Raw genomic sequence first — 13989 nt, 5'->3', positions numbered from 1 at the left:
GCCGTGCTCCTCCGCATCGTCGCCGCAACGGTCGCCGTCGGCACCGCGTTGACCCTGGCCGGGTGCCAGGGCACGACGTCGGCTGCGCCGACGCCCGTGCAGAGCACCGACCTGACGAGTTCGGACGGCGGGTTCGACCGGCACGCGGTCGTCGGCGTGGTGCTCGGTCCGGGGGAGGCCGCCCTCGGTACGGAGCTCCGGTCGGCGTTGACCGACGCGGGCTTCCGGCCGGACGTCCGGGTGGCGCCGGCGAGCGGATCGGCGGCAGCGCAGGGCACGGCCGTGGACGGCCTGGTCCGTGCCGGCGCGAAGGCGCTCCTCGTCCGCGCGGTCGAGGGGGCGACGCTGCGCGGGCCGGTGCAGACCGCGCACGACGCCGGGGTCGTCGTGGTGTCGCTCGACGGGCCGCTGCCGGCGAGCGGGACCGGCGGGGACGGTGTCTCGGCGGACTACCGGGTGCCGGCGGACGACGACCGGTCCGCGCTGGTCGCCGACGCGGTGGACGTCGTGCGGTCGCTGCAGCGGGGCGAGAAGCCGACGACGGACTGAGCGGGACGCTCAGCGCCACCACGCCGGGAACGACAGCACGATCGTGTCGACGAGCGCCTTCCGGGAGCGCCGCGGGCCGCCGAGCCAGGCCTCGATCGCCCCGACGAACCCCTGCGCGACGAAGCCCGCCGCGACGTCGTCGAGGAGCTCCGGACGCTGGTCCGGGGCGAGCGAGGCGATGTGCTGCTCGCTGGACACCGTGAAGTGCTCGACGAGGAGCCGGTGCAGCGACCCGTCCTCGGGGTCCGGGAGGGCCTTGCCGTAGATGTCCCGGTGCGCGACCACGTGTTCGACGACGGCGTTGATCCCGCGACGGGTGATCGCCGCGAGCTCCTCGGGTCCGGCGCCGTCCGCGGCGGCCACGCGGCGGGCCTCGGCGTCGTCCTCGCGGATGCGGTCGAGCTCAGGCGTCAGGACGTCGGCGAGCAGCGAGCCGGGGGAGACGGCGTGCGAGTAGAAGGTGGCGCGGTTGATGCCGGCTGCGCGCGTGACGTCCGCGACCGTGATGCCGGACACCGGTCGAGCGGCCGCCAGCCGGAGGATCGCCTCGCGCAGGGCGGCGGTCGTGTGCAGGATGCGGGCGTCCACCATGACGCGCTCCCCTTCCGGTCCGGTACTGCCCGGCCTCCCGAGCAGTCCGACGGTACCGCATGGCCTGCGCCCGCTCGGGCCGGAGAGCGCGGCAACACGCAGCAATCGGGGCGGAAGCGGCTGCGGGAGCGCTCACTCGGCCGTAGACTGGTTCCATCGGCGAATCGATTCGATTCGACCCGCACCGATCAGTCGCCCTTCCCGCCCTCTCCTCGAAGGACCCTCTCGTGACCGCGCCCGCCACCACCGGATCGCTCCGTGTCGTCCTGCACCCGGGCGACGCGCTCTCCCGGTCCCAGCGCCTCGTCTACGTCTTCGTGCTCGGCGCGCTCACCGCGCTCGGCCCGTTCACGATCGACCTCTACCTGCCGGCGTTCCCGTCGCTGGAGCACGAGCTCGGCATCTCCGAGGGCGCCGTCCAGCTCACCCTCACGGCGACGACGCTCGGCTTCGCCGCCGGACAGCTGCTGGTCGGGCCGTGGAGCGACAAGGTGGGCCGGCGGCTCCCGCTCATCATCGCCACCAGCGTGCACGTCGGCGCCTCGATCGGTGCCGCGCTCGCACCGAACGTCGAGGTACTCGCGCTGTTCCGCGTGCTGCAGGGCATGGGCGCCTCGGCCGGCGGTGTCGTCGCGATGGCCACGGTCCGTGACCTGTTCGGCGGGAAGCCGCTCGTCCGGATGCTGTCCCGGCTGGCGATGGTGAACGGCCTCGCGCCGATCCTCGCCCCGCTCATCGGCTCGCAGATGCTCCGGTTCACGAGCTGGCGCGGCATCTTCGTGTTCCTCGCCTGCTACGGCCTCGCGGTCGTCATCGCGTCGATCCTGCTCATCGTCGAGACCCTGCCGCCGGCCCGTCGGCAGGAGGCCGGACACTCCACCATCGGGCAGCGCTACAAGGCCCTGTTCTCGGACCGCATCTTCGTCGGCGTCGCGCTGATCGGGGCGATGGTGTTCAGCGGACTGTTCTCGTACCTCAGCGCGTCACCGTTCCTGTTCCAGGACCTCTTCGGGTTGAACGCGCAGCAGTACGGTCTGCTGTTCGCGGTGAACTCGGTGGGCGTCGTGCTCGGCGTGCAGATCTCATCGCGACTCGCGCAGCGCGTCGGACCGCAGTGGATCCTGGCGTGTTCGACCGCCACGCTGTTCACGGCAGCGGTCGCGATCATGGTCCTCGACCAGCTCGGCGCGGGCCTGGTCGGCGTGCTCGTCCCGCTCTGGTTCTTCATCGCAGCGTGCGGGTTCTCGTTCCCGCTCGTGCAGGTGATCGGTCTGGCCGCGCACGGCAAGGAGGCCGGCACCGCGGCGTCGCTCCTCGGTGCGCTGAACTTCGGCGTCGCCGGGCTCATCTCGCCGATCGTCGGCTGGCTCGGCATCACCACCGCGACGCCGATGGCCGCCGTGATGGCGTCGACCTCGGCCGTCGCGATCCTGGTGCTCTGGTTCGTCGTCCGGCCTCGGACCGTGCCGGCGCTCAGCCACTGACGCATCCGGACCACGACCGGCGGGCGTCCGTAGGCTGAGGCCATGAGCGACGCGGTCGAGCAGGCGAGGGCGGCCGCAGCGGCGGCGCAGGCGGCGGCGGACGAGGCGCGACGCCTCGCCGACGAGGCGGTGGCGCGCGCCGAGGAGCTCGCCGCGGCACTGCGGCAGGCGGGCGCCGAGCCGCTCACGCCGAACGCGGAACCAGCGGCCGTCGGGGCGCCGCCACCCACCGGCCTGGAGGCTCCCCTCGCGCCCGACGCGGAACCCGCCGCCGCCGCGGGTGCGGTCCAGGGCGCCGGTCCCGCCGCGAGCGCCGGCCCGGTCTCGGCCGGCGCGGCCGTGTCCGTGTCCGCTGACGCGGTCGCGTCGGGGACGGTCGCCGACGCTGCCGTCGGCACCGCGCCTCCCGTCTCGACCACGTCGGGGACGGTCGCCGACGCTGCCGTCGGCACCGCGCCTCCCGGAGGGGCGTCCACGTCGGCACCGACGGCCGGGCCACTCGACGAGGACGCCGTCCAGGCGGTCCGTGACGGCTACGCCGTCGAGGGGACGGCGCTCGAACTCGGCGCCCTCGTGAACGGCGACGCCCGTCCCGACGTGCAGGTCCGCATCCCGCTCGCCATGCTCAACCGGCACGGGCTCGTTGCCGGGGCGACCGGCACCGGCAAGACGCGCACGCTCCAGGTGCTCGCCGAGCAGATCGCCGCGGCCGGAGTCCCGGTGTTCGCGGCCGACGTGAAGGGCGACCTGTCCGGCCTGGCCGTCGCGGGGGAGCCGAACGACAAGCTCCTCGCCCGCACCGCCGGCATCGGGCAGGACTGGCGGGGCGTCGCCAGCCAGGCGGAGTTCTACGCCCTCGGCGGGCAGGGCACCGGCGTGCCGGTCCGTGCGACCGTGTCCGGGTTCGGGCCGCTGCTGCTCGCGAAGGTGCTCGGGCTGAACGAGACGCAGGAATCGTCCCTGACGCTGGTGTTCCACTGGGCCGAGCGTGCCGGGCTCCCGCTCGTCGACCTCACCGACCTGCGCAGCGTGCTGACGTACCTCGTGAGCGACGACGGCAAGGCGGAGCTGGCCGAGCTCGGCGGGTTGTCGAAGCAGACCGCCGGTGTGATCCTCCGCGAGCTCGTCACGTTCGCCGAGGCGGGCGCGGACACGTTCTTCGGTGAGCCCGAGATCGACACGCAGGTCTTCCTCCGGACCGCGCCGGACGGACGGGGGATCGTCAGCCTGCTCGAGGTGCCCGGCGTGCAGGACCGTCCCGAGGTGTTCTCGACGTTCCTGATGTGGCTGCTCGCCGACCTGTTCAACGAGCTCCCCGAGGTCGGCGACCAGGACGAGCCGAAGCTCGTGTTCTTCTTCGACGAGGCACACCTGCTGTTCGACGGTGCCTCGAAGGACTTCACCGCGCAGATCGTCCGTACCGTCCGGCTCATCCGGTCGAAGGGCGTCGGCATCGTGTTCGTCACGCAGACCCCGAAGGACGTGCCGGACGACGTGCTCGCCCAGCTCGGGTCGCGCGTGCAGCACCAGCTCCGCGCGCACACCCCGGACGACGCGAAGGCGCTCCGGGCCACCGTGTCCACCTACCCCACGAGTGACTACGACCTCGCGACGGTCCTCACGTCGTTGGCGACCGGCGAGGCGATCGTCACCGTGATGGACGAGCGCGGCGCGCCGACCCCGGTCGCATGGACCCGGCTGCGCGCCCCGCAGGGTTCGATGGCGCCGATGCCCGCGGCCGACCTGGGCGCGCGGGTCGCGGACTCGCCGTTGACCGCGACCTACGGGACCCGGATCGACCCGGACTCGGCGCACGAGATCCTCGCGCGGCGGATGGAGGCAGCGGCCGCGCAGGCAGCGGCTGCCGATGCCGCCGAGGACGCGGCTGCCGCAGCGGCGAGGGCGGAGCGTGAGCGGGCCCGGGCATCGGCCGCCGCGGCGAAGGAGGCTGCGTCGGCGGCGAAGCGCGAGGCCCGCGAGCACGCGTCGGCCCAGGCGGAGTACGAGCGCGCGCAGCGCGAGTTCGAGCGGGCCGAGCAGGAGGCCGAACGGCGTCGGGTCGGCAAGCGCAGCACCAGGACGTCGAGTGCGCGGCGGCAGGAGGACCCGCTCGGTGGCCTGCTCGGGTCGGCCGTCGGCGGGACGATCGCACGCGAGGTCGTGCGCGGGATCTTCTCGACGCTGCGGCGCCGACGCTGAGCCCGGTCCGCTGACCCGGGCCGCTGACCCGGGGGAGTCAGCCGAAGAGGCTGACCGTCTCGAGCACGAGCAACCCGCCGACGACGAGCACCGCGAGGCCGCCCACCAGGAGGAACGTGCCGCGCTGCTCGTACCAGGCGCGACTGGCCGGCCAGCGCCGGACGAACTCCCGCGCCGACATCGGGCGCGGTTCCTCGACGACCTGCACGCCGAGCCGGTCCACCAGCCGTTCGAGGCCCGCGTCCCCCCAGACGTCGGAGCGGAGCCGGAAGAGGTGGATGCCGTCGGCGTCGAGGGCGACGAGTTCGCGGAACGTGCGCTCGACCGAGCCGGTGTGCGTCGTCGCGAGCACCACCCGGTGGACACGGTCGCGGTCGATGCGACGGTTCGGGGTGACGACGCCGCGGACCGTGACGGCCTGCTGGTCGAGTCCGACGTAGGCGGTGCCGAGCCGGACGAACACGACGCCGACGGCGACCGCCATCGCGATCACCGCACCGGTCACGAGCGGCCAGAGGCGCATCGGCAGCGAGACCCAGACCAGCGCGACGACCAGCGGGACGGCGGAGAAGGCGACGCTCAGGATGGTCGAGCGCACCAGGGAACGACGCGGTCGCAGCACGACGTCGTACCCGGTGGTGCGTCTGCTGGCCGCGGCCGGCGCGATCAGGTCCCCCACGTGGACTCCTCGTCCTCCGGGTGCCCGGGCAGCACTGAACGTCCGCCCGGGGAGCGACGCCCCTGCCGCTCCGTGCACCGTGTCCGACCCGTCCCGGGGTCGTCCGTGCGGGCAGTCTAGGTGACGGGAGGGGACCGGGGACAGCCCGTTCCACCCCGGAGGGACGCAATCCGGTCAGGATGCCCCGAACGGGGTGCACGCCGGTCCGCCGACCGGAGGACCGGGCGGACGAGGACGGGCCCGCAGCGTGTGCTGCGGGCCCGTCGTGGTCGTGCTCCTCGTGCTGGCGGAGAATGGGGGATTCGAACCCCCGAGGGCTTGCACCCAACACGCTTTCCAAGCGTGCGCCATAGGCCACTAGGCGAATTCTCCCGGTGTCACCTCGCGGTGACGACACCCCATGGTACAGGTCTTCCGGGGTGTGGATGACCACGTCCGTCCACAGCCCGGTCCGTTCCCAGACGGCGCCGACGGCCGCGGCTACCCTGGACACGTGTCGACCAGCATGTACATCACGTCAGCAGAGGGGCACACCGGCAAGAGCACCGTGGCCCTCGGTGTCCTCGAGACCCTCGCCCGATCCGTCGGCCGCGTCGGCGTGTTCCGGCCCGTCGCGCGATCGGTGGACGAGCCGGACTACGTGCTCGAGCTCCTGCTCCAGCACACCGCGGTCGGGCTCTCCTACGACGAGGCCGTCGGCGTGACCTACGACGACGTGCACGCCGATCCGGACGCCGCCATCGGCACGATCCTCAGTCGCTTCGCCGAGGTCGAGCGGCAGTGTGACGCCGTCGTGGTGCTCGGGTCCGACTACACCGACGTGGGCAGCCCGACGGAGCTGTCCTTCAACGCCAAGGTCGCCGCCAACCTCGGCGCCCCGGTGCTCCTCGTGCTCGGCGGCCGCGACTCCGCCGAACGCGGCGCCCGGACGCCCGAGGCGATGGCGCAGGTCGCCGACGTGACGACGAGCGAGCTGCGGGCGGCACACGCGCAGCTGCTCGGCGTCGTCGTCAACCGCGCCGACCCGGACGCGCTCGACGCGATCGTGTCGAGCGTCGAGCACGCGGTGCGCGACGACCACCCGGACACCCCGGTGTGGGCGATCCCCGAGGACAGCGTGCTCGTGGCCCCGACGGTCCGCGCCCTGCTCCAGGCAACGGGGGCGACGCTGGTCCGCGGTGACGAGGCACTGCTCGACCGCGAGGCCCTCGGCACCGTGGTCGCCGGCATGAGCATGGAGAACGTGCTGCCGCGGCTCATCGAGGGTGGGATCGTCGTCGTGCCGGGGGACCGCAGAGACGTGCTGCTCGCCACGGTGCTCGCGAACCAGTCCGAGACCTTCCCGAGCCTCGCGGGCGTGATCCTCAACGGCGGGTTCGAGACCTCGCCGCAGATCACCCGGCTGCTCGACGGCCTGTCGAGCCCGCTGCCGATCGCACGGAACGACCTCGGCACCTACGACACCGCCCTGCGCATCACGCACACCCGCGGTCGACTGGCCGCGGACTCGCCGCGCAAGGCCGACCTCGCGCTGGCGCTGTTCGAACAGCACGTCGACGCCGACGCCCTGCGCGACCGGCTCCAGCTCACCCCGTCCGGCGTCGTCACCCCGCTCATGTTCGAGCACGGGCTGCTCGACCGGGCCCGCGGGTACGGCAAGCACATCGTCCTGCCCGAGGGCGACGACGACCGCATCCTGCGCGCGGCCTCGACGCTGCTCGCCCGGCAGGTCTGCGAACTCACGATCCTCGGCGACCCGGCTGCGATCCGAGCGCGGGCCACCGAACTCGGCCTCGACCTCGACGGCGCGCAGCTCGTCAGCCCGTTCGACCCCGAGCTGCGGGAGCGCTTCGCCGCCGAGTACGCGCGGCTCCGGGCACACAAGGGGATGTCGATCGAGCTCGCACGCGACACGGTCACCGACGTGTCGTACTTCGGCACGCTCATGGTGCAGCTCGGCCTGGCGGACGGCATGGTGTCCGGCGCGAAGCACACCACGGCGCACACCATCCGGCCGTCCTTCGAGATCATCAAGACCCGCCCGGACACGTCCATCGTGTCGAGCGTCTTCCTGATGGCGCTCGCCGACCGGGTGCTCGTCTACGGCGACTGCGCGGTCATCCCCGACCCGACGAGCGAGCAGCTCGCCGACATCGCGATCTCCTCCGCCGAGACCGCCACGCAGTTCGGCATCGACCCGCGCGTGGCGATGCTCAGCTACTCGACCGGTGACAGCGGGACCGGTGCGGACGTCGACAAGGTGCGTGCCGGCACCGCGTTCGTCCGCGAGCGTCGGCCCGACCTGCTCGTCGAGGGTCCGATCCAGTACGACGCGGCCGCCGACCCGACCGTCGCCAGCACGAAGATGCCGGACTCGCCGGTCGCCGGACGCGCGACGGTGTTCGTCTTCCCGGACCTCAACACGGGCAACAACACCTACAAGGCCGTCCAGCGCTCCGCCGGTGCCGTCGCCATCGGCCCGGTCCTGCAGGGCCTGCGCAAGCCGATCAACGACCTCTCGCGCGGCGCCCTCGTCGGCGACATCGTGAACACCGTCGCGATCACCGCGATCCAGGCCGGCACCGCGACCGACGCGGCCTGACCGACCGACCCGCACCGCGCCTCCAGACCGTTCCGAGAAAGGGACCACAGCAGTGACCGCAGCCCTCGTCGTGAACTCCGGTTCGAGTTCGTTCAAGTACCAGCTCATCGAGCTCGAGGACGAGCGCACGCTCGCCTCCGGGCTCGTGGAGCGCATCGGTGAGTCGTCGGGGGCGTGGAAGCACACCAACGCGCTGACGGGGGAGTCGTCCTCGAACGACGCCGCCGACGTGCCCGACCACGCCGCCGGCTTCCAGGCGATGCTTGACGCCTTCGGCAAGGTCGGGCCGTCGTTCGACGAGCACCCGCCCGCGGTCGTCGGGCACCGTGTCGTGCACGGCGGCACCACCTTCGACCGGGCGACCGTCGTGACGGACGAGGTCGAGCGCCAGATCGAGGCCCTGAACACCCTCGCGCCGCTGCACAACCCGGCGAACCTCGAGGGCATCCGGGCGGCGAAGCAGGTGTTCTCGGACGTGCCGCACGTCGCCGTGTTCGACACCGCGTTCCACCAGACCATGCCGCCGCACGCCTACACGTACGCGATCCCGGCCGACCTCGCCGAGCAGTACCAGGTGCGGCGCTACGGCATGCACGGCACGAGCCACAAGTACGTGTCCGAGCAGGCGGCGCTGTTCCTCGACCGCCCGTTGTCCGAGCTGAAGACGATCGTCCTGCACCTCGGCAACGGGGCATCAGCAGCCGCGATCGACGGCGGGCGGTCGATCGAGACCTCGATGGGCCTGACCCCGCTCGAGGGCCTCGTGATGGGGACCCGGTCCGGCGACCTCGACCCGGCCGTGCTCATCCACCTGCATCGCGAGGCGGGGATGTCCTTCGACGACCTCGACACCATGCTCAACAAGCAGTCCGGGCTGCTCGGCCTGACCGGCAACGGGGACATGCGTGACGTGCAGGACGCGGCGTCCCGGGGCGACGAGACCGCAGAGGCGGCGCTGGCCGTGTACCGCCACCGCATCCGTCGGTACGTGGGCGCCTACACGGCACAGCTCGGCGGGCTCGACGCGGTCGTCTTCACCGCGGGCGTCGGCGAGAACAACGCGCTGCTGCGGCGGCGCGTGCTCGCCGGGCTCGAGCACCTCGGCATCGAGGTCGACGCCGACCGCAACGAGCTGGCATCCCGGGAGGCGCGACGCATCTCCACGGACACGTCCCGTGTCGCGGTGCTCGTCATCCCGACGAACGAGGAGCTCGAGATCGCCCGGCAGTCGGCTGCGGTCGCGCTGTAGCGCGGCCGGGTGATCGCGCGGCCCCCGGCCCCGCTGTCCGACGGGCCCCGCCGCTCACGCGACGGGGCCCGTCGTCGGTCCTCGTTCAGCCGAGGGCGTGCAGGGCTGCGGAGATCGGGGTGTTCCCGCTGGTGACCTCGAACTGCACGCCGACCGCGGAGTCGTCGAGCAGCGCGTGCAGCACCACGGCGGCGACGTCCGCGCGGGGGATCGACCCGCGCGGCACCGTCCGGCCGACCTGCACGGTGCCCTGCGGCGGCGTGTCGAGGAGCGCACCGGGGCGCACGACGGTCCACCGGAGGTTGCGCATCCGGATGTTCGCGTCCGCCTCGGCCTTCGCACGCAGGTACACCTGGAAGACGTCCTGCTCCGTCCGGGCCGGCACGACGGCGCGCTCCGGGTCGTACGTGTCGGCCGCCATCGCCGACACCATCACGTACCGGTCGATCCCCACCCGCTCGGCGGCGTTCGCGAGGAGGATCGCGGCGTCGCGGTCCACCGACAGCTTCCGCTCGGCGCCGCTGCCCGGCCCGGCGCCGGCGGCGAACACGACGGCGTCCACCCCACGCAGCCGGAGGCCGAGCTCGTCGTCGTCGAGCTGCTCGAGGTCCGCCAGGATCGCCGACGCGCCCTGCTGCTCGACGTCCGTGACGTGCGCGGGGTTGCGGACGATGGCGACGGCGTCGTGACCGGCGTCGGTGACGAGGCGTGCGAGGAGCAGGGCGATCTGGCCGTGTCCTCCGGCGATGGCGATCTTCATGTGTCCGATACTGCCCGTCGCGTCCGGTAGACTTCCGGAGGCTCCTCACGTGACGCCATCCAGGCCAACTCCCCCAGGGCGGAAACGCAGCAAGGGTAACCGGGCTCTGGCGGGTGCGTGGGGAGTCTTTTCGTGGTCTTCCGACATCCGTCCACCGGTGCGACCGAGGGGCTCGCGGTGTCGGTCGTCCCGGCTACCCTTGGGGCGTGGTCACCGCTCTGTATCGCCGTTACCGGCCCGAGAACTTCGCCGAGCTGATCGGGCAGTCACAGGTCACCGACCCGCTGCGCACCGCCCTGCGGACCAACCGCGTGAACCACGCGTACCTCTTCAGCGGCCCGCGTGGCTGCGGCAAGACGACGTCGGCGCGCATCCTCGCGCGCTGCCTCAACTGCGCCGAGGGGCCGACCGACACCCCGTGCGGCGTCTGCCCGAGCTGTGTCGAGCTCGCCCGTGGCGGCAGCGGCTCGCTCGACGTCATCGAGATCGACGCGGCCAGCCACAACGGCGTCGACGACGCCCGTGACCTCCGCGACCGCGCCGTGTTCGCCCCGGCGCGCGACCGCTTCAAGATCTTCATCCTCGACGAGGCGCACATGGTGACGCCGCAGGGCTTCAACGCGCTGCTCAAGCTCGTCGAGGAGCCGCCGGAGCACGTCAAGTTCATCTTCGCGACGACCGAGCCCGAGAAGGTCATCGGCACCATCCGGTCGCGGACCCACCACTACCCGTTCCGCCTCGTGCCCCCGGCGACGATGCTCGAGTACGTCGAGCAGCTGTGTGCGCAGGAGTCGGTGGCCGTCGCCCCGGGCGTGCTGCCGCTCGTCGTCCGCGCCGGTGGCGGGTCCGTCCGTGACACGCTCTCCCTGCTCGACCAGCTCATGGCCGGCAGCGAAGACGGCGGCATCGCCTACGACCGTGCGGTCGCGCTGCTCGGGTACACCGACGCTGCGCTGCTCGACGACGTCGTCGACGCGCTCGCCGTGGCCGACCCGGCGTCGGCCTTCGCGGCGATCGACCGCGTCGTGCAGACCGGGCAGGACCCACGGCGGTTCGTCGAGGACCTGCTCGAACGACTCCGCGACCTCATCGTCGTCGCGGCGACGAACGAGAGCGCGGCCGCCGTGCTCCGCGGCATCTCGCCGGAGGAGCTCGACACGATGACCCGGCAGGCCGGCGTCTTCGGCGCGGTCGGGTTGTCGCGGGCGGCGGACATCGCGAACCGGGCGCTCACCGAGATGACCGGCGCGACCTCGCCACGACTGCACCTCGAGCTCATGACCGCACGCATGCTCGTCCCCGAGTCGGACGACACCCAGCGCGGGGCGCTCGCTCGGGTCGAGCGGCTCGAGCGGCGCGTCGGGGTGGGCGACGCCGGCGGGCACCAGGCCGAGCCGGTGCCGTTCAGTGCGGTGTCCACGGGTGGCGCGACGGCAGCGCCTGCCTCGGCAGCAGCGCCCGTCACCCCTGCGCCCGCTGCCGCTCCGGCCGCTGCCGCTCCGGCCGCCGCAGCTCCGGCTGCTGCATCGCCGGGCGCCGGGGCAGCCGCTCCGTCCGACCCCGGTGCGCCCGCTGCTGGCGCTGCGTCGAACGGGGCCGCCGTTGCCGACCCGGCTCCGGCCGATCCGGGGGCCGCCGCGCGTGCCGCCGCCGCCTCATGGGCCGCGGCCGTGCCGAGTGCGCCCGCCCCGAGCGACGACCCCGCTCCGGCCGCCGCTGCCGACGCCACGCACGAGGCGGGGACGGCCAGCCCCTCGTCCACCGGGCAGGGGACCGCGGTCGGCACCGAACCGGTCGTCCGCCCGGTCGGGGTCGTCGAGTTCCAGCAGCTGAAGGACTCCTGGCCGCAGATCGTCGAGCACGTGCAGCGTGCCCGACGCTCCGCGTGGTCCGTCGTGGTGACGGCGCAGGTCACGGCCCTGAAGGAAGACGTCCTCACGCTGACGTTCCCGAGCCAGCAGGACGTGGCGTCGTTCAAGGAGATGTCCGACCCGTCGACGAGTGTGAGTGAACTCCTCCGGGCGGCGATCGTCGACGTGCTGGGGCTCCGGGTGAAGTTCGTGGCGCGAGGGCCCGGCGCGGCAGGGCAGCGGCCTGGTGCCGGTGCTGGTGCCGGTGCTGGTGCTGCGCAGGGTCGGGCGCAACAGACGCAGCAGACGCAGCAGCCGCAGACGCAGCAGCCGCAGGAGCGGCGGGCGGAACCGCAGGGGCAGGCGCAGCAGTCGCAGGAGCGGGCGCCGGAGCGTCAGGACCAGGCGCAGCAGCCGCAGAGCCGGACGCCGGAACCGCAGGAGCGTGCGCAGCGATCGCAGGAGCGGCCGTCGGAGCCGCAGGGACGGGCGTCGGAGTCACCGGCGACGCGTGCGGCAGCGCCGGAGGCCCCGCAGACGCAGGCGCAGGGCCGGTCCGCACAGGGTCAGTCCGCGCAAGATCGGCCGTCGGAGCGTTCGTCGTCGGAGCGTTCGTCGTCGGAGGGTCGGTCGGCCGAACATCGGGCGACCCCTGGCGGAGCGTCGTCGGACCAGGCGCCGCAGGGGCAGCGGCAGACGGCACCGCAGGCCGGACGCCCGCAGCCGGAGCAGTCGAGCCAGCAGCCCGCACCGGCTCGTGACCAGCAGACGGCCGCCGCGGACACCACCCCGGCGGCTCCCGTGACCGAGTGGGCCGTCGCGACGATCCCGGCGACGGACCCGACCGTCGGCGCGGTCGCGGAGGACGTCCAACCCTCGTGGTCCGCTCCGTTCGGCACGACGGACACCGGCGAGCCGGTCGCCCCCGCGCCGATCGTGTCCGACCCGACGGTGGACGCTGCTCTCGCGGCGCACCTGCGGCCGGCGTCGAGCCTCGCGGGCGGGTCGACCCGTCCGGCAGCGACGACCCCCGATCCCGCTGTGACACCCGAGGCGCCGACGTCCGCCCCCGCACCGAGCCCGGCGACGTCCGGACCCGAGGTGCCGGTCGACGACTACCCGCTCGACGACGAGCCGTACGACGACGGGGCGCCGTTCCCGGACCCGGGCCGGCAGCAACAGCAGCAGCCGCCACAGCAACAGCAGCAGCCCCGGCAGCAGCAGGGACAGCAGCAGTCGGCCCCGGCACAGTCAACGCCCCGCCAGGCGCCCCAGGTCCGCCGGACCCCGGTCGCCGGCCGCTACGGTGAGGCAGTCGTCCGCGAGATCCTGAACGCCCAGTTCATCGAGGAGACCGCGCTCCACGAGGAAGGTGCCTGATGTACGACGGCATCGTGCAGGACCTGATCGACGAGTTCGGTCGGCTCCCGGGCATCGGCCCGAAGTCCGCGCAGCGGATCGCGTTCCACATCCTGCAGACGGAGTCGTTCGACCCGTCGCGCCTCGCCGAGCTGCTCGCCGAGGTGAAGGAGAAGGTGCGCTTCTGCGAGATCTGCGGGAACGTCACCGAGAACGTGCAGTGCAGCATCTGCCGTGACCCGCGCCGGTCGCCGGCGGTGATCTGCGTCGTCGAGGAGGCGAAGGACGTCGCGGCCATCGAACGCACCCGAGAGTTCCGCGGTCTGTACCACGTGCTCGGCGGCGCGATCAGCCCGATCGACGGCGTCGGCCCGGACGACCTCCGCATCCAACAGCTCATGACCCGGCTCGCCGACGGCACCGTGGACGAGGTCATCATCGCGACGGACCCGAACCTCGAGGGCGAGGCCACGGCCACGTACCTCAGCCGGCTGCTCGTGCCGATGGGGATCCGCACGACGCGACTCGCCTCCGGTCTGCCGGTCGGCGGCGACCTGGAGTACGCGGACGAAGTGACCCTCGGCCGGGCCTTCGAGGGCCGTCGGCTCGTCGGCGGCTGATCCGCCACGCAGGATCGTTGCGTCCGGCTCGGCTCGGACGCAACATC

The 13989-nt window shown here is 73.1% G+C and carries 10 protein-coding genes, 1 tRNA gene and 1 other RNA gene; 8 read left to right on the top strand and 4 right to left on the bottom strand.

Features of this window, described 5'->3' with window-relative positions; genetic code table 11:
- The first annotated feature begins 3 nt into the window (after positions 1-3).
- Complete coding sequence (locus ACY3FI_RS11050) at positions 4-549, top strand: substrate-binding domain-containing protein (RefSeq protein ID WP_462547583.1); 546 nt, start codon at positions 4-6, stop codon at positions 547-549.
- Between the two features lie 9 nt (positions 550-558).
- Here ACY3FI_RS11050 and ACY3FI_RS11045 read toward each other — a convergent pair whose 3' ends face one another.
- Positions 559-1140: a TetR/AcrR family transcriptional regulator gene (locus ACY3FI_RS11045; RefSeq protein WP_462547582.1), complete on the bottom strand. Its 582-nt coding sequence runs from the start codon at positions 1138-1140 to the stop codon at positions 559-561.
- Between the two features lie 227 nt (positions 1141-1367).
- Here ACY3FI_RS11045 and ACY3FI_RS11040 point away from each other — a divergent pair, with 227 nt between their 5' ends.
- A complete protein-coding gene (locus tag ACY3FI_RS11040) occupies positions 1368-2624 on the top strand; it encodes a multidrug effflux MFS transporter (protein ID WP_462547581.1) in 1257 nt (418 codons plus the stop codon).
- 42 nt (positions 2625-2666) lie between these two features.
- Complete coding sequence (locus ACY3FI_RS11035) at positions 2667-4823, top strand: helicase HerA-like domain-containing protein (protein ID WP_462547580.1); 2157 nt, start codon at positions 2667-2669, stop codon at positions 4821-4823.
- Positions 4824-4860: 37 nt separating this feature from the next.
- Here the strand turns inward: ACY3FI_RS11035 and ACY3FI_RS11030 are convergent, their stop codons facing one another.
- On the bottom strand, positions 4861-5502 hold the full coding sequence (locus ACY3FI_RS11030; RefSeq protein ID WP_462547579.1) for a hypothetical protein: 642 nt from the start codon (positions 5500-5502) through the stop codon (positions 4861-4863).
- 284 nt (positions 5503-5786) lie between these two features.
- Positions 5787-5874: transfer RNA gene (locus tag ACY3FI_RS11025), tRNA-Ser, on the bottom strand.
- 121 nt (positions 5875-5995) lie between these two features.
- Between ACY3FI_RS11025 and pta the strand changes: the two genes are divergently transcribed.
- Entirely contained in the window at positions 5996-8104 is a 2109-nt protein-coding gene (gene pta, locus ACY3FI_RS11020; protein ID WP_462547578.1) for a phosphate acetyltransferase, read from the top strand.
- Positions 8105-8156: 52 nt separating this feature from the next.
- Positions 8157-9353, top strand: a complete 1197-nt coding sequence (locus ACY3FI_RS11015) for an acetate/propionate family kinase (RefSeq protein ID WP_462547577.1) — start codon at positions 8157-8159, stop codon at positions 9351-9353.
- An 85-nt stretch (positions 9354-9438) separates the two neighbouring features.
- Here ACY3FI_RS11015 and ACY3FI_RS11010 read toward each other — a convergent pair whose 3' ends face one another.
- Positions 9439-10113, bottom strand: a complete 675-nt coding sequence (locus ACY3FI_RS11010) for an NAD(P)H-binding protein (RefSeq protein WP_462547576.1) — start codon at positions 10111-10113, stop codon at positions 9439-9441.
- A 36-nt stretch (positions 10114-10149) separates the two neighbouring features.
- Here ACY3FI_RS11010 and ffs point away from each other — a divergent pair.
- The 3 genes from ffs to recR all read left to right on the top strand — a co-directional run bounded on the left by ffs (position 10150) and on the right by recR (position 13942).
- Positions 10150-10246: signal recognition particle sRNA small type (gene ffs / locus ACY3FI_RS11005), an RNA gene on the top strand.
- Positions 10247-10319: 73 nt separating this feature from the next.
- Complete coding sequence (locus tag ACY3FI_RS11000; protein WP_462547575.1) at positions 10320-13343, top strand: DNA polymerase III subunit gamma and tau; 3024 nt, start codon at positions 10320-10322, stop codon at positions 13341-13343.
- The gene (gene recR, locus ACY3FI_RS10995) at positions 13343-13942 is read left to right on the top strand and encodes a recombination mediator RecR (RefSeq protein ID WP_462547574.1); all 600 of its coding nucleotides are present in this window, start codon (positions 13343-13345) and stop codon (positions 13940-13942) included. Before ACY3FI_RS11000 ends, recR begins: the two co-directional genes overlap by 1 nt.
- Positions 13943-13989: the final 47 nt, after the last annotated feature.

The organism is Curtobacterium sp. RM9 (assembly GCF_054956955.1).
This window is presented reverse-complemented; position numbering and strand designations above follow the sequence as displayed.

Excerpts from the sequence above, each read along its gene's own strand:
- ACY3FI_RS11035 (WP_462547580.1), top strand. The coding sequence starts at position 2,667 with ATGAGCGACGCGGTCGAGCAGGCGAGGGCGGCCGCAGCGGCGGCGCAG.
- ACY3FI_RS11045 (WP_462547582.1), bottom strand. The coding sequence starts at position 1,140 with ATGGTGGACGCCCGCATCCTGCACACGACCGCCGCCCTGCGCGAGGCG.
- ACY3FI_RS11010 (WP_462547576.1), bottom strand. The coding sequence starts at position 10,113 with ATGAAGATCGCCATCGCCGGAGGACACGGCCAGATCGCCCTGCTCCTC.
- recR (WP_462547574.1), top strand. The coding sequence starts at position 13,343 with ATGTACGACGGCATCGTGCAGGACCTGATCGACGAGTTCGGTCGGCTC.